Raw genomic sequence first — 15,855 nt, forward strand, 5'->3', positions numbered from 1 at the left:
ACAGGACCGGGGCCGCGTCGGCCCCGGGACCTCAGCTGAAGATGATCATTGAGCCCTGGGCGAGGCTGCGGGTGGCCGCCGCGTGCAGGCCCAGCCAGACGTGGCGCTCGCGGGCGAACGGACTGTGGTCGTACGGGATCGGCGCCGCCGGTTCCTCCAGGGAGGTCGGTGCGGCGGGCGGCAGCGGGGCGGCCGGCGGGTTCGCCGGGTCGATTCCGATGGACGGGGCGACGTACTCCAGCTCCCGCAGCAGCCCGTGCGAGGAGCCGAGCGGGCCGCCGCCCGCGAGCAGGTCGTCGTTGGAGAGCGGGGCGGCGAAGTCCAGCGGGACGTACGCCCCGGCGTGGTCGTAGTGCCAGACCAGGTGGGACTGCTGGGCCGACGCCTCGAACATCTCCAGCAACTGCTCGTAGTCCCCGCCCAGTTCGCCGACCGGCGTGACGGCCAGTCCGCTGAGCTGGAGCAGGAAGGCGCGGCGCAGGAAGTGCAGGGCGTCGTAGTCGAAGCCCGCGACCGGGGCGACGTCGCCCGTGAGGCCCGGCATGTAGGCGTACACGGGGACGGGCGGCAGTCCGGCCTCGCCCAACGCCTTGTCGTAGACGGCGATTTCTTCGGCGAACGGGTTGTCGGGGCTGTGGCACAGCACATCGACGAGGGGGACCAGCCACAGGTCACAGGCCACGAATTCTCGCTCTCCCCTGGGTGTGCGTGGAACGTTCGGGATGGTCGGGACAGCGTAATGCGGTGGGCGCGTTGCGCACAGTGGCCGGTACGGACGAGGGGTGCAGGGGCGGGCTACGACTCCGGCGCCCCGGGGTCCGGCTCCTGTCCGCCGCGCCCCGGATGTTCGATCTCGCCGGCCGCGAGCCGGTCCGCCCAGTTCAGCGCGTGGGCGCTGTAGTCGTCCAGCACCGCGCGCACCGCGTCGTGGTCGCCGAGGGCGACCGCCGCGACCAGATCCGGATGACCGTGCCAGAGCCAGTCCCGGGCCCGCTCGTCGTGGCGCAGGTACGGCACCGCGAACACCCAGGCCTGGACACGCAGTCGGTGCAGGAAGTCGTTGATGTAGGCGTTGCCCACCAGGGTGCCCAGTTCGCGCCAGAACCGCAGGTCGTAGCCGATGAGGATGTCGAGGTCGCCGCCGCGCGCCGCGCGTGCGGCCTCTTGGGCCCTGCGGCGCACGGGGACCAGACAGTCGCGGTACCCCGTCAGCTGCGCGGTCGAGAGCGAGGGGCCGAAGAAGATGCCGCGGACGACTCCGTCGATGACCAGGCTGCGGGCCTCGACCAGTGACCGGTAGTCGGCCACCGTGAATTCCCGTACCCGGAAGCCGCGGTGCTGGTCTGATTCCAGCAGTCCCTGCGCGGAGAGGTCGAAGAGCGCCTCGCGCACCGGGGTCGCCGATACGCCGTACTGCTCGGCGATCTGCTTGACCGTGAAATCCCGGCCCGGTTGCAGACGCCCGGCAAGCACTTCGTCACGCAGCGCGTCCGCGATCTGCTGCCGCAGCGTACTGCGGGTCACAGCTCCGCTCGCGCCCATGGCGCCCCTCCCCGGTTTTTCGCTTCCGGTCACCTTAAGCCAGGGCCGCTGTGCCCGGATCCGGGCAGGGGAGGGGCGTCGTGCCGCGTGCGGGTGCTAAGCAGCCTGCGGCGTCCGGGTCACGCTGTGTGCTCGTCCGCGACCGAGAGCGCCGCGTCGAGGGCCGCGAGGCCCTCCTTGGCCTCGGCCTCGGTGATGTTGCAGGCCGGGACGGCGTGTGTGCGGTTCATGTTGATGAAGGGCCACAGGCCGTTCTTCTTGGCCGCGGCGCCGAAGGCCGCCATCGGTGCGTTGGCCTCGCCCGCCGCGTTGTACGGGACCAGCGGCTCGCGGGTCTCCTTGTTGCGGACCAGATCCAGCGCCCAGAACGCGCCGAGGCCGCGGACCTCGCCGACCGACGGGTGGCGCTCGGCGAGCTCGCGCAGGCCGGGGCCGAGGACCGTCTCACCGATGTGCGCGGCGTTCTCGATGACCTTCTCGTCCTCCATCACATGGATGGTGGCGACGGCGGCGGCGCAGGCCAGCGGGTGACCGGAGTACGTGAGTCCGCCCGGATAGGCGCGGGTCTCGAAGGTCGCGGCGATCTCGGCACAGATCGCGACACCGCCGAGCGGCACATAACCGGAGTTGACGCCCTTGGCGAAGGTCATCAGGTCCGGCACCACGTCGAAGTGGTCGGCGGCGAACCACTTGCCGGTGCGGCCGAAGCCGGCCATGACCTCGTCGAGGACGAAGACGATGCCGTACCGGTCGCAGATCTCCCGGACGCCCGCGAGGTAGCCGGGCGGCGGCGTCATGATGCCCGCGGTGCCGGGGATGGTCTCCAGGATGATCGCGGCGATCGTGCCGGCGCCCTCGAAGGCGAGGGTGTCCTCCAGGTGCTGGAGCGCGCGGGCGCACTCCTCGGCCTCGGTCTCCGCGTGGAACGGCGAGCGGTAGAGGAACGGCGCCCAGAAGCGGACGACGCCCGCCGAGCCGTTGTCGGACGGCCAGCGGCGCGGGTCACCGGTCAGGTTGATCGCGGTGGAGGTGGCGCCGTGGTACGAGCGGTAGGCGGAGAGCACCTTCGTACGGCCGGTGTGCAGCCGGGCCATCCGGACGGCGTTCTCGACGGCCTCGGCCCCGCCGTTGGTGAAGAAGATCTTGTCCAGGTCTCCGGGGGTGCGCTCGGCGATGAGGCGTGCGGCCTCGGAGCGCGCCTCGATCGCGAACGCGGGGGCGAAGGTGGCGAGCTTGCCCGCCTGCTCCTGGATCGCGGCGACGACGGTGGGGTGCTGGTAGCCGATGTTGGTGTAGACGAGGCCGCTGGTGAAGTCCAGGTAGCGGTTGCCGTCGTAGTCCCAGAAATACGCCCCCTCGGCGCCGGCGACGGCGAGCGGGTCGATCAGGCCCTGGGCGGACCAGGAGTGGAACACGTGCGCGCGGTCGGCGGCCTTCACGGCCGCGCCGGCAGCGGGGTCGACATGCGGGGCATGCGGGGCATGAGGGGTCATGCGGCGAGCGTAGGACGTGCCGGGAGCCGCCCGACATGGCCACCTTGTATGGCATGGGGCGCTCCGCTGGGCAGGGTGTCGGGTTCCCGGCATACGGGGCAGGCCCGGCCAAAGCCCGGGGCGGGGGGACGGGGCGGCGTGCGCGCGTTCCCGGCCGAAGCCCGCAACCGGCCCCGCCACGTGCTGCGTGGATCCCTATGATCGAGCGAGCCACGCCAGGCATCGCTCAGTTCGAACCCCGGGGAAGGACGTTCAGCGCCATGCAGAGCCTGACGCCACAGGATCCGCGTGCCATCGGCGCGTACCGGCTGCTGGGCCGTGTCGGCGCCGGCGGCATGGGCCAGGTCTATCTGGCCCGGTCCGACCGCGGCCGCACCGTAGCGATCAAGCTGGTACGGGGTGAACTCGCCGAACAGCAGGAGTTCCGCGACCGTTTCCGCCACGAGGTACGGGCCGCCCGGCAGGTCGGATCCGCCTGGACCGCCCCCGTGCTGGACGCCGACACCGAGGCCGCCGTGCCCTGGGTCGCCACCGGCTACGTCGCCGGGCCCTCCCTGCAGGCCACCGTCACCGGCCCGCGCACCCCCGCGGGGGCGGCCCCCGGAGCGTACGGTCCCCTCCCCGAGCGTTCGGTCCACATCCTGGGCTCCGGTCTCACCCATGCCCTCCAGGCGATCCACTCCGCCGGGCTCGTCCACCGCGACCTCAAGCCCTCCAACATCCTGCTGACGATCGACGGGCCGCGCGTCATCGACTTCGGCATCGCGCGGGCGCTGCACACCGTCTCCGACGGCGGAGTCACCCGCACCGGGGCCCTGGTCGGTTCGCCCGGCTTCATGTCGCCCGAGCAGGTGCGGGGCGAGCGGGTGACCCCGGCGTGCGACGTGTTCTGTCTCGGCTCGGTACTGGCGTACGCCTCGACCGGCCGGCTTCCGTTCGGTACGTCCGACAGCGGTGCGCACGCGCAGATGTTCCGGATCGCGCAGGAGGACCCGGACCTGACCGGTGTCCCCGTGGGCCTCGTGGAGCTGATCAGCGACTGCCTGCGGAAGGACCCGGCCGCCCGCCCGACGACGGACGAGCTCCTGGAGCGCCTGGCCGGCAGCGACACGGCGGAACCCTGGCTCCCCGGCGCCCTCATAGCCCAACTGGGCCGACACGCGGTCGAGTTGCTGGACTCGGAGGACCCGGAAGACCCGGAGGACTACCGGATCGCCCCGGCGCAGGCGGCGCCCGTACCGGACCCGACTCCCCCGGCGCCCACGACGGCCGCCACGACCGCCACACCCCCCACGGCCCCGCCCACGCACGTGCCCGCACCGGCACCCGGCTACGGCTACCCGCCCCACCCCGGCCAGGGCTTCGGCGCCCAGCAGCCCCCCGCACCCGCCGCCTACGGCTACCCGCAGCAGCCGTACCAGCCGCAGCAACACCAGCACCAGCAACCGGGATTCGGCCCCACGCCCCCGTACGGCCCGGCCTACCCCACCACCCCGCAGCAGCCCGGACCCGAACCGGCCCGCCGCCGACGAGGCTCCACCATCGCGCTGGTCGTCGTCGCCGTGCTCGTGGCCATAGGCGCGGGCGGCTCCGTGTACGCGCTCATGAACGGCAAGCCGCCGGGCTCCACACCGGGCCCCACCGGCTCCCCGTCCACCAAGGACACCTCGAAGGACTCCCCCACGGCCGACGACCCGTCCTCGCCGGACCCCTCCTCCACCGAGGACAAGCAGAACGGCGACGGCCCCGTCCCGTCCGGCTACCTCGGCACCTGGTCGGGCTCCATCGAGAACGCGTCCGGCCGCTCCACCCGCAAACTCGTCATCCAGCAGGGCACGGTCGGCCAGAACGTCCTCACCCTCACCGCCGACGGGCCGCTCGACACCGGCGGCTCGTACCACTGCGTCTTCCAGGCCGATCTGACCGCGGAGCCGTCCTCGGGCGGCCCCATGGAGATCGGCCCCTCCACGGTCACGGTCGGCGAGCCCATGACGTCCTGCACCGCGGGCGGGGCCACCACGCTGACCCTGCTCCCGGACGGCTCGCTGCGCCGCACGAACAACGACAGCGGCGACCAGCTCACGTACACGAAGGACGACTGACCACGCGCGATCAGCCCAGCAGGGCGGTCGCGGCATGCAGCAGCAGAAGCGTGTGGACGAACCGGCCCGGTGTCGTGGGCGGAAAGTGCCAGGCCAGCGGCCAGGTCCGGCCGCACAGCGCGGGGATCGGTACGTAACTGATCCGGCCCGCCGTCGCGTTGAGCGGCGTCGCTCCCGCCGGCCACGGTCTGCCCTCCGTGCTCCCGTCCGGGACGAGGAAGTACACCGCCCGCCGCCCGTTCGCCTCGGTGACGACGGGGCCGGGCTCGCCTCCCGTGAGCGCCTCCATCAGCCCGGCCAGCCGACGCCCTTCGTCCCCGTCCACGCGTACGGCGTCGAATTGCACGCCGGCTCTGCGCAGTTGAAATCCGGAGTACGGAATCCATTGGAGGTTCATTTCACTTTTCGACGCATTCACAGGACCAGTCTGGCCCTTGTTGGTTACCGTTCTACGTGACTGACGAGGGGCGTCGCATACCCGTTGACCTGCGCGAACTCCCCTGAAACTCAGTTGAGTTCGGCGGGGCTGGGTAGTGACCGGTTGAGACCGGTTGAGTCGAAAAGAGATCGCAATGGCGCGAGCGGAGAACAAGGAATCGGCGAGTCCGACGGCCAAGTTGGTTGCTGATGTGGCCAAGAGGGCACGGCTGCGGAAAAGGATGACTCAGGATCAGCTCGGAAAGCTCATCGGCTTCTCGGCCGCGGCGGTGAGCGCCATGGAGACGTGTGCGCAACCCGCGAGCGACGACATGCTGGTGGGACTGGAGCGGGTGCTCGGGGACAGCATGGGCATCTTCGAGCGGGCGCGGCTGTACATGCGGATGGAGGCATATCCGCCGCAGTTCAAGAACTACGCGCTGCTTGAACAAAACGCGGTCAGGCTTGAGCTGTACGCCGCGTTCGTGGTCCATGGGCTCTTCCAGACGGAGGCGTACGCGCGGGCGCTGATCGGGGGCGGCTACCCGGCGCTGTCCGACTCTCGGGTTGAGGAGCTGGTCGAGGCGCGGACAGCCCGCCGGGCACTGTTCGACCGAGAGCCGACGGCGCTGATCGAGTTGGTCCTGGAGGAGTCCGTCCTGACTCGGGGCATCGGCAGCGAAGAGATCATGCGGGACCAGATGCGGCACCTCGCGAAGTGCGCGCAACGCCGCAACGTCACGCTTCAGGTACTGCCGCTGGACTGCGGACTGAGCGGGGAGCACGCTGGAGACCGAGGAGACATCAACCTGGTCGAGACCCCGAATCACGAACGCCTGCTTTTTCTGGAAGTTCAGGACGAAAGCCTGCTGATCAGCGACCCCGCCGAGGTGAGCACGCGCGCCCAGCGGTGTGCGAAGATCCGGTCACAGGCCCTGGGCCCTCGTGAATCGCTGGGCCTCATCAAGCGGTTGGCAGGAGACGAGGAATGAGCGACACCCTTATGTGGTTCAAGTCCAGCTACAGCGACAGTGGCGGCGGCAACTGCATCGAAGTGGCCTTCGACTGGCGCAAGTCCTCGTACAGCAGTGACAGCGGAGGTCAGTGCATCGAGGTGTCCACCTGCCCCCACTCCGTTCACATCCGGGACTCCAAGGTGCCCGGAGGCCCCACCTTCGCGGTCGCTCCCGATGCCTGGACCACGTTCCTCACCTGGGCGGACTGACGTTTCGGCGGGCCGGGGAGGCGTCCTGCCCCGGCCCGGCAAATGTGTAGGAACTGTGGACGCCATGGCATACCCTGCGTTCGTGGGCCGCACCCCTCTCATCTCGGGTGCCACGGCCCTCTCTTACCGTGGGGGTACATCATTTTGCGTACGCGCAGAATCTCGGCCGCGACCTCGCTCGCGGTCCTCTTCAGCTCAGTGGTTCTGGTCGGCGGGGCGGCGAATCCGGCCGCCGCCGACTCCAGCAAGGTCCTTCCCGCCGCGTCGGTCGGCGACATCGTCGCGGACGGTGTGCACAAGCGGGTCTTCATCAGTGACCCGACCGGCGGCAAGGTGCTCGTCACCGACTACAACGGCGCCGTCGTCGGCACCATCGCCTCTCTGCCGGGTGTGACCGGCCTCGAACTCTCCGCCGACTCCGGCACGCTGTACGCCGCCGTGCCGGGCGCCGACGCGATCGTCACCATCGACACGGCCGGGCTCAAGGAGTCCGCCCGGTACGCGACCGGCGAGGGCACCGACCCGAAGCACCCGGCGCTGGCGGGCGGCAAGCTCTGGTTCGGTTACGGGGCGGCGGGCGAGGGCAACATCGGATCGCTCGACCTGTCCAGCGCCGAGCCGGTCGTCACCCTGGACCAGGACCAGGACCGCACCTGGTTCTCCGCGCCGACCCTGGCGTCCACGCCCGGCGCACCGGGCACGCTGGCCGCCGGCATCGAGACGCAGAGCCCGGCAGAACTCGCGGTGTACGACGTCGCCTCGGGGACGGCCACACGGACCGCGCACGCCTCCGTCGACGGCGGCAACATGCGCGACCTGGCGCTGAGCCCGGACGGCAAGCAGGTCGTGGTGGCCAGTGCGGCCCCGTACCAGCACCAGGCGTACAACACGGCGGACCTCACGCGGGGGGCCGCGTACCCGTCCGCCGCGTACCCCAACGCGATCGACATCGCCCCGAACGGCACGGTCGCCGCGGGATCGTCCGCCTGGTACGACCCGGACGTCTACGTCTACAAGCCCGGCAGCACCACCAAGCCGGTCCGTACGTACGAGTTCCCCAACACCGGGAACAGCAGCGGCGCGGACACCTTGTTGGACGCGGGACTGGCCTGGGCGCCGGACACCAGCAGGCTGTTCGCGGTCACCGCGAACAGCCTGGGCGTCCGTTCGCTCCGGGTGCTCACCGACGCCGTGAAGTCCGCGAGCACCGTCACGGTCAACGCCCCGGCGAAGTCGGCGCTCAACAAGAAACTGACCGTCACGGGTCGGGTGAAGTCCGAGGGCGCGTTCCCGGCGGGCGCGAAGGCCACGGTCACGCGTACCGACATCGAGTCGCCCAAGGGCAAGGCGCTGCCCCCGGTGAGCCTCAAGTCGGACGGCAGCTTCTCCTTCGCCGACACCCCGACCGCCGGTGGCCAGGTCACGTACAAGGTGTCGTACGCGGGCGACGCGACCCACTCCGCGGCCTCCGGCTCCGACAAGGTCGCCGTGCCCCGGACGGTCACCTCGCTGACCGTGAACCACAACAAGGCGCTGTACTCGTACGGCACCGACGTGACGTTCACGGCGCACCTCGGCAAGACGTACAAGAACCGCACCGTCGAGCTGTGGGTGGACCCGTTCGGTCCGGACAAGCCGAACAAGCTGGTGCGGACCGGCAAGGTCGACTCCAAGGGCAACCTGTCGACCAAGGTCGACATGACCCGGGACACCACCGTCACCGCGGTCTTCAAGGGCGACGGCCGGTACACCTCGAAGAAGGTCACGTCGACCGCGTACGCCAAGGTGAAGGTCTCGACCTCCATCTCGAAGCAGTACAGGACGGCGAAGATCGGCAAGACGTCGTACCGGTACTTCCACAAGAAGACCAACCCGGTCTTCACGACGTCGATGACGTACTACAAGAACCGCTCGCACAAGCTGTCCCTGGAGCTGTACTACCAGGGCAAGTGGTACGACGCGGGCTCGCAGTACTTCAAGCTCGGCACCGCCGGGAAGTCCATCGTGACGCTGAACGGCACCCATGACACGGGCTACCGGATGCGCGTCCGTGCCTCGTACGTCAACGGCACCTCGGGCGACACGGTGAACTCGACCACGCACGGCGCCTGGCAGTACTTCATCTTCACGAAGTAACCGCCCGGCGCCCCTGCCCCGCCCCGCGCTACACCAGTGGCCTCGCCGACATCAGAAGGTGCTGGTGAGCGGGGCGGCCGCCGTCCGGCTGCGCGTCCCCGGCAGCCGGACGGCCGGTCACCATCGCCCGCTGCCCCGGGCCCATCAGCTCGAACCGGATCACGGGGTCGTCGAACGATCCCAGCGCGTCCATCAGATACGCGGGGTTGAAGGCGACCGTCAGGTCCGCGGCGCCCTCCAGCACCGCGGGCAGGCGCTGGGAGGCGACGTCGTCCTCATAGCCCGCCTGGAGCAGCACCGAGCCCTCGGAGAAGGCCAGCTGGAGCGGACTGCCGCCCTCCGCGACGACGGCGACCCGCTTGACGGCCTCGACCAGGGGCGCCCGGTCCGTCTCGGCCGTGACCGCGCCGGTCATCGCGAACAGCTTGTCGTGGCGCGGCAGCCGGCCGTCGAGCAGCCGCACCGTCGTACGCGTCCCGGCCTGCTCGAAGCCGGCCGAACCGCCGTCCAGGGCCAGGCTGACCAGGCCGCCCCGGCCGAAGGAGCGGGCGATCTCGGTGAGCCTGCGGGCGGACACCACGACATCGGCCGACACGTCGTCCCGGCCGGGCTTCCAGGAGAGAGTGCGCACCGCGAAGCGGTAGCGGTCCGTGGCGGCGAGCGTCATCGAGTCGCCGTTCAGCGCCAGCCGGATGCCGGTCAGCGTCGGCAGCGTGTCGTCCCGGCCCGCCGCCACCGTCACATGGGCGACGGCCGCCGCGAACTCCTCCGCGTCCACCGCTCCGAGCACCTCCGGCAGCGACGGCAGCGACGGGTAGTCGTCGAACGGCAGCACCGAGAGACCGAACCGGGCACCATCACTCGCCAGCGAGAACCGTGAGCCCTCGACGGCGCACTCCACCACCTTCTCGGGCAGCACCTTGCAGACGTCGAGCAGCCGGCGGCCCATGACCAGGACCTTCCCGGCCCGTACGGTCTCCGCCGCCACCTCGATACGGGCGGACGCCTCGTAGTCCAGCCCCGAGATGCTCAGCCGGCCGTCCGCCGCCTCCAGCAGCAGCCCGCCCAGCACGGGGACGGGCGAGCGCGTGGGCAGCACCCGGGCGGCCCAGGCCACGGCATCGGTCAGTGCGCTGCGCTCAATGCGGAATTCCATGGCGGCGGCCTCTCCCGGTCGACTCCGACCGCGAACGCGGTCGTGAGCCGACACTAGGGGCCGCCGCTGACAACGGAAGAAGTTGAACGGTTGCGGCCGACGCGACAGCGGCCACCCCCGTGAGCCGCTGCTGTCGCCCCCTGCCCCTCCCCCGAGGGTGCCGCAACCGTGTTCGGACTCTAGGTCTTCGGGTACGTACCCGAAAGCTTCAATTCGCACTGTGTGGACGGTCGTGGGTATCAGCCCGCACAATCAAACCGGTAGCCTTGATTCCGGTTTTTTGGCAGGAGTGGAGGACTTGTGCGCGCGCGGGAACGGGCCGATGACGTACTGCGGATGTACCGGATGGCCCGGTCCGGCGGTTCCCAGGAGCTGCTGCACTGGGTGTCCGGCCGGGCCGCGGGCTGGGCCGGGCTGGTCGACGGGGACGGCACGGTGCTGCACGGCGTGACCCGGAGCCAGGACGGCACGGGCGTGGAGGCGGCCGCGCTGGCGCGCGAGTACGCGAAGAAACTGCCGGGGCTCGACGCCCGGTCCTTCTCCTTCGACCGGGGCACGCACACCGCGCTGCTGTTCCCGCTGGACGGACCGCCGGACGCCGCCGCCCCGATCCTGGCCGTGGTCGCGCCCCGTCCGCTGCCGGACGGGCTCGCCGTCCTGCTCGCCGACGTGGCGATGCCGCTCGCCATGTGCTGGGCGGCGGAGGCGGTGGAACGCAAGCGGCGCCGCGTCGACCTCGCCGAGTCCCGCAGCCGGGAAGCGGTGCTGCATCTGCTCATGACGGGTCAGCTGTCCATCGCCCACCAGGTGGCGGGCGCCCTGAAGCCCACCCTGCCCGACCCCGTCCGGGTGTACGTCGTGGAGTGTCCGGCCGGCCGCCGCGACGAGGTGGCGCGGATCTGCGCGGAACTCTCCGGCGGCCGGTCCTGGATCGTCCGGTGCCCGGTCTACGCCCGCCATCTGATCCTCGTCGTGCCGGCCGACGCGGGCATCGCCGAACAGCAGCTCGGCATCCGGGTCGCCGAGGCGGTCACCGAGTGCGTCGCGGGGGTGAGCGAGGACGTCCCGCTGGCCGACACCGCGACCGGCTACCGCCAGGCGTTCCACGCACTGGCCGTGGCCCGCGGGCTGTCCGCCCGGCACGCCCGCTTCGGCTCGGCGCCGGACCCGGCCGTGGCCGCCGGAGCGGCCGGGGCGCGATGGGCGGACGAGCTGCTGCACCCGCTGATCACCCATCTCCCGCGCCGCAGCCAGGACCCGGGCAGCCAGGAGCTCGCGGCGACGCTCACCTCCTGGCTGGCCTTCTCCTCGCACGCGACCCAGCATCTGAAGATCCACCGCAACACCCTGGCCGCCCGGCTCCGGCTGATCGGCGAACTGCTCGGCCTGGACCTGAACCGGGTCGGCGACCAGGCCGCCCTCGACCTGGCCCTGCGGATCCGCGCCACCCCCACCGCACCCGGCAGGACCGGCCGGGACCGGCGGGCGGCCCGGCCGCCGCTCGGCCTGGACGACATCCTGGACGTGACGGCCGTACGGGAATGGGCGGCCCAGCAACTGCGCCCGCTCACCGGCCCCGGCGCGTCGAAGAGCTCCGCAGACCCGCGGGAAACCCTCCGTACCTGGCTGGAGTGCGAGGCCCAACTCGCCCCGACCGCCGAATCGCTGGGGATCTCGGTGCCGGGTGTCCGCAAGCGCCTCACCCGGCTCGAATCGGTCCTGGGCCGTTCGCTGCTCCAGACGCCCAGCGCCCGTTACGACCTGTGGCTCGCCTTCCGGGCCCTGGACCTCGCGGAGCCCGCCGCCGCCCGCTGAACCCGAAAGGGGGCGTGTCCGGCCGGAGCCGGGCACGCCCCCGCCGGGTGGGGGACAACGGGAGCCGCGGGTCAGCAGCTCAGGTTGGAACCGGGGGTGGTGCCGAGGATCTGCACGAACGCCTGGTAGCGGTCGATGCGGCTCTGGACCTGGGAGGGGTTGCCTCCGTTGCACTCCAGGGTGCCGTTGATGGAGCGGATGGTCTCGCCGAACCCGGCGCCGTTCACCATGGCGTTGTGGGCGGTCATCGTGCCGGGGCCGTTCTGGGTGTTCCAGTACCAGAGGCCGGTCTTCCAGGCGACCGAGGCGTTCTGCTCGACCAGGTACGGGTTGCCCAGCAGATCGATGCCGAGCGCGTCACCGGCGGCCTTGTAGTTGAAGTTCCAGCTGAGCTGGATCGGACCGCGTCCGTAGTACGCGGCCTGGCCGGCCGGGCAGCCGTAGGGCTGGCTGCTGTCGCAGTAGTGCGGGTAGTTGGACGTGTTCTGCTCGACCACGTACACCAGACCGCCGGTCTCGTGGCTGACGTTGGCGAGGAACGCCGCCGCCTCCTGGCGCTTGACGGTGTCGCTGCCGGTGTTCGCGAAGCCCGGGTACGCGCTCAGGGCCGCGGTCAGCCCCTCGTACGTGTAGAACGAATTCCGGTTCGGGAACATCTGGTTGAACTGCGCCTCGCTGACGACGAAGCCGGACGGAGTGCCCGGGTCCGTGCCGCCGCCACAACTGCCCTGGTCCGCCCAGACGTCGGAGCTGCCGGGGGTCTCGTTCTGGGTCCACCACTTGGCGGTCCAGTTGTGTCCGTTGTAGGAGGCGGATCCGCCCCCGGTGTAGACGGACGAGGAGTTCCAGGGAGTCGCGCAGGCGGCCGCCGCGGCGGCGTTGGCGGCGGTGACCGCAGGGAGGAAGACGATCGTTGCGGCGACCGCGGCCAACGCGGTCAGCAGGCCCATGAAGCGCCTGATCATGCGATCACTCCTTCGGTGCGGCGCACCGGTCCGAGCGGTGCGCCGCCATGGGGGGTTGCCCGTCACTCAAGCGGCACTGGTCTGAACCTGTCAAGGTCTAGACCAAAAGAGCCGTCCGTGCAGGGAAGCATCCGGGGGCGCACGGACGGCGCATCGCGCACATCGCGCACATCGCGTGGCAGCGAGCGGCGGCCGCGTCGAGGCATGTGGCAGCGTGTGGCGGTGCGTTGAGGCATGCGGCAGAGTGTGGCGGCGCGTCGAGGCATGCGGCATGCGTGTGGCGACACGTCAGCAGGTCAGTCCGGAGCCCGGTGCCGTACCGAGGACGGACGTGATCCGTTCGTACTTGGCGACCCGGGCCGCGACGGAGGCGGGGTTGCCGCCGTCGCACTCCAGGGCCCCGTTGAGCGAACGGATCGTCTCACCGAAGCCCGCGCCGCCGACCATCGCCTCGTGCGAGGTCATCGTGCCGGGGCCGTTCTGGGTGTTCCAGTACCAGAGCGCGGTCTGCCAGGCGACGGACGGATCCCGCTCGACGAGCCAGGGGTCGTCGAGCAGATCGAGGCCGAGCGCGTCGCCCGCGGCCTTGTAGTTGAAGTTCCAGCTGAACATGATCGGGCCCCGGCCGTAGTACGCCTTCTGCCCGGCCGGACAGCCGTACGGTTGGCTGTAGTCGCACTTGCGCCAGTAGTTGTCCTCGTTGATCTCCTTCACGTACTGGAGCCCGACCGACTCGAAGTCCGCGTGGGTCAGGAACGCCGCCGCCTCCCGGGCGCGGGTGGCCGGTGTGCCGGTGTTGGCGAAGCGCGGGTAGGCGTGCAGGGCGTCGATCAGGCCCTGGTACGTGTAGAAGGGGTTGCGGTCCGGGAAGATCTCGTCGAACCGCGCCTCGCTGACGACGAAGTCCGAGACCCCGCCCGTACAGGCCCCCCGGTCGTCCCAGGCGCCCGTGGCGCCCGGATTCTCGTTCTGCGTCCACCACTTGGCCGTCCAGTTGCGGCCGTGGTGCGAGACCGTGCCGCCGGCCGCGTAGGCGGTCGACGCACTCCACACGGGCGCGCACGCTGCGGCCGGCCGGGCGGTGGAGGCCGTGGTCGTGGCGGCGGTGGCGGTGGCGGTCGGGATGAGGGCGGCCGTCGCGAGGACGGAACCCAGCACGACCAGAAGGCTCTTGATCCGTGTCGTCTTCAGCGCTGCTCACTCCTTCGACAGGGCACGCCGAACCCCTCGGCGGGCCGTCCGGATGTCCCGCCACTCAAGCCCCACTGGTCTGGACCTGTCAAGGTCTGGACCAGCCGGCGAACAACGGGCGAACACCACCCGACAGGACCCTCCCGACGCCCCCAACTCCCTTGCCCCGTACGTACGGTGGCCAAAGGTTCCCTCAAGGGGGTGCGAGGACCGTGGCGTGGCTCAGCGCTGAGAACATCGTGGCCGTGGCGACCGCCGTACTGGGTGTCCTGGCCTCCGTCGGGGTGCTCTGGTACGAGCGCCGGGTGCCCCGCCGCAAGCGGATCGGCTACCGCGTCCAGATGGACACACCGATCGGCAGCGAGGCGGGCCTGGGGCGGGCCAATGTGCGGCTCGGCCTCTTCGGCGAGACGCCGGACATGGACGATGCCACGCTCGTCCTGCTCCGGATCGAGAACGACGGCTCGCAGTCCATCGCCGACAACGACTACACCGGACGCGGACTCCACGGGCTGACCGCCGAGTTCACCGGCCGTACGGTTCACAGCGTCGCGGTCACGCACGCGCCCGGCGCCGACCATCTGATGGAGCACTTCACCCCGGACGGCGGGCTGCGCCAGAGCGGCTCACGGATCCGGCTGCCGCGCGTACCGCTCAACCGGGGCGAGCACTTCAAGCTGCTGGTGCTGCTCACCGGGGCGGCCGTGGACAGCCCCATCCGCATCATCGGCGGCATCCAGGACGGTGAGGTCGGCCCCAACCGGGCGGTCCGCCCCGACGACAAGCCCCCGCTGTTCGGCCCGGCCGCCCGGCTGATCACCGTCGCGCTGACCGTCTGCGTCGTCACGCTGGCCTCGATCATCCTGGTGCGCGACGACACCCCGCCCCCGATGGGCTGCCGGCGTGGCACGCTGGTCGTGACCGGCTCCACCGCCTTCAGGCCGGCTCTGCTGGACCTGGCGAAGAAGTACGAGCAGGAGTGCGAGGGCTCCGACATCCGCGTGCAGGTGCACGGCAGCAACGCCGGGATACGGGACCTCGCGGACCGGGGCGCCGAGGCCGGGGGGTCCGGCGCCCCGGCCGTGATCGCCTTCTCCGACGGGCCCGGGCCGGACGGCTTCCCGCAGCTGCGCGAGAGCCGGGTCGCCGTCTCGCTCTTCCGCCTAGTCGTCAACGACCGGGTGGGGCTGAAGAATCTGAGCCGCACCGACGTCCGGCGGATCTACCAAGGCGAGATCCGCAACTGGAAGACCCTCGGCGGCCCCGACCTGCCCGTGCTCCTGGTCAGCCGGGACGCCAACTCCGGTACCCGCGAGGTCTTCCAGCGCCGCGTGCTCGGCCACAACGAACCGGCCCAGTCCTCCCGCGACTGCATCACCAAGGACGACCCGGGGGCCCGGGTGGTCCGCTGCGAGCTCGACTCCACCGAACAGGTCCTGGCCATGGTCGGCCGGCGCGACGGCGCGATCGGCTACAGCGAACTGCGCCTGGGCACACCGCTGCGCGGAGCCCACCCGCTCGCCATCGACGCGGCCACCCCGTCCGTCGACACGATCGGCTCCGGCACGTACCCGTACCGCGAGATCGAGTACGCCTACACCTACGGCCGCCCGCCCACCGGCTCGCTGACCGCCGGCTTCCTGGGCTACCTCACCCGGGGCAACGGCCAGGACGTGATCCGCGCCCGCGGCCACCTGCCGTGCGCGACTCCGGAGGCGCTGCGGATCTGCGGCGAGGGGTGAGCGCGCGAACGCGAAGGGGCCGGGGCGGCTCTTGCGGACCGCCCCGGCCCCTTCGTTCCGTCTCGCCTGCT

Annotated in this window: 13 protein-coding genes; 6 read left to right on the top strand and 7 right to left on the bottom strand. The window is 71.0% G+C overall.

The genetic code is table 11. From position 1 onward, the window contains the following. Positions 1-31: 31 nt before the first annotated feature. The 3 genes from ABZ622_RS14175 to ABZ622_RS14185 all read right to left on the bottom strand — a co-directional run bounded on the left by ABZ622_RS14175 (position 32) and on the right by ABZ622_RS14185 (position 3,035). Positions 32-682 (bottom strand): hypothetical protein, encoded by a 651-nt coding sequence (locus ABZ622_RS14175; protein ID WP_360542805.1) that lies wholly within the window; start codon positions 680-682, stop codon positions 32-34. Between the two features lie 113 nt (positions 683-795). Continuing rightward, positions 796-1,542 (bottom strand): GntR family transcriptional regulator, encoded by a 747-nt coding sequence (locus ABZ622_RS14180; protein ID WP_360542807.1) that lies wholly within the window; start codon positions 1,540-1,542, stop codon positions 796-798. A gap of 119 nt (positions 1,543-1,661) precedes the next feature. Beyond that, on the bottom strand, positions 1,662-3,035 hold the full coding sequence (locus tag ABZ622_RS14185) for an aspartate aminotransferase family protein (protein WP_360542809.1): 1,374 nt from the start codon (positions 3,033-3,035) through the stop codon (positions 1,662-1,664). A 260-nt stretch (positions 3,036-3,295) separates the two neighbouring features. On the opposite strand from ABZ622_RS14185, the gene ABZ622_RS14190 reads away from it, so the two are divergent. Then, positions 3,296-5,137, top strand: coding sequence for a serine/threonine-protein kinase (locus ABZ622_RS14190; protein WP_360542810.1), 1,842 nt, complete (start codon positions 3,296-3,298; stop codon positions 5,135-5,137). Between the two features lie 10 nt (positions 5,138-5,147). Here the strand turns inward: ABZ622_RS14190 and ABZ622_RS14195 are convergent, their stop codons facing one another. Next, positions 5,148-5,534: a hypothetical protein gene (locus ABZ622_RS14195; protein ID WP_360542812.1), complete on the bottom strand. Its 387-nt coding sequence runs from the start codon at positions 5,532-5,534 to the stop codon at positions 5,148-5,150. Positions 5,535-5,709: 175 nt separating this feature from the next. On the opposite strand from ABZ622_RS14195, the gene ABZ622_RS14200 reads away from it, so the two are divergent. The 3 genes from ABZ622_RS14200 (at position 5,710) to ABZ622_RS14210 (ending at position 8,915) form a co-directional block, all read left to right on the top strand. Continuing rightward, on the top strand, positions 5,710-6,546 hold the full coding sequence (locus ABZ622_RS14200; RefSeq protein ID WP_360542814.1) for a helix-turn-helix transcriptional regulator: 837 nt from the start codon (positions 5,710-5,712) through the stop codon (positions 6,544-6,546). Beyond that, positions 6,543-6,779 carry a DUF397 domain-containing protein gene (locus ABZ622_RS14205; protein WP_360542816.1) on the top strand — a complete coding sequence of 79 codons (237 nt, stop codon included), beginning with the start codon at positions 6,543-6,545 and terminating at the stop codon, positions 6,777-6,779. The genes ABZ622_RS14200 and ABZ622_RS14205 overlap by 4 nt, the downstream gene beginning before the upstream one ends. Positions 6,780-6,923: 144 nt before the next feature. Further along, positions 6,924-8,915, top strand: a complete 1,992-nt coding sequence (locus tag ABZ622_RS14210; RefSeq protein WP_360542818.1) for an Ig-like domain repeat protein — start codon at positions 6,924-6,926, stop codon at positions 8,913-8,915. A gap of 28 nt (positions 8,916-8,943) precedes the next feature. Here ABZ622_RS14210 and dnaN read toward each other — a convergent pair whose 3' ends face one another. After that, positions 8,944-10,071 carry a DNA polymerase III subunit beta gene (gene dnaN, locus ABZ622_RS14215; RefSeq protein ID WP_360542820.1) on the bottom strand — a complete coding sequence of 376 codons (1,128 nt, stop codon included), beginning with the start codon at positions 10,069-10,071 and terminating at the stop codon, positions 8,944-8,946. Between the two features lie 336 nt (positions 10,072-10,407). On the opposite strand from dnaN, the gene ABZ622_RS14220 reads away from it, so the two are divergent. Beyond that, positions 10,408-11,886: a helix-turn-helix domain-containing protein gene (locus ABZ622_RS14220; protein ID WP_360542981.1), complete on the top strand. Its 1,479-nt coding sequence runs from the start codon at positions 10,408-10,410 to the stop codon at positions 11,884-11,886. A 71-nt stretch (positions 11,887-11,957) separates the two neighbouring features. Here the strand turns inward: ABZ622_RS14220 and ABZ622_RS14225 are convergent, their stop codons facing one another. Both ABZ622_RS14225 and ABZ622_RS14230 read right to left on the bottom strand, forming a co-directional pair. Continuing rightward, a complete protein-coding gene (locus tag ABZ622_RS14225) occupies positions 11,958-12,851 on the bottom strand; it encodes a glycoside hydrolase family 19 protein (RefSeq protein ID WP_360542822.1) in 894 nt (297 codons plus the stop codon). Positions 12,852-13,139: 288 nt separating this feature from the next. Further along, complete coding sequence (locus tag ABZ622_RS14230) at positions 13,140-14,006, bottom strand: glycoside hydrolase family 19 protein (RefSeq protein WP_360542983.1); 867 nt, start codon at positions 14,004-14,006, stop codon at positions 13,140-13,142. 248 nt (positions 14,007-14,254) lie between these two features. On the opposite strand from ABZ622_RS14230, the gene ABZ622_RS14235 reads away from it, so the two are divergent. Then, positions 14,255-15,784: a substrate-binding domain-containing protein gene (locus ABZ622_RS14235; RefSeq protein ID WP_360542824.1), complete on the top strand. Its 1,530-nt coding sequence runs from the start codon at positions 14,255-14,257 to the stop codon at positions 15,782-15,784. Positions 15,785-15,855 lie beyond the last annotated feature (71 nt).

Origin of the sequence: Streptomyces sp. NPDC007164, from assembly GCF_040634135.1 — a bacterium.
Classification (GTDB): Bacteria; Actinomycetota; Actinomycetes; order Streptomycetales; family Streptomycetaceae; genus Streptomyces; species Streptomyces sanglieri.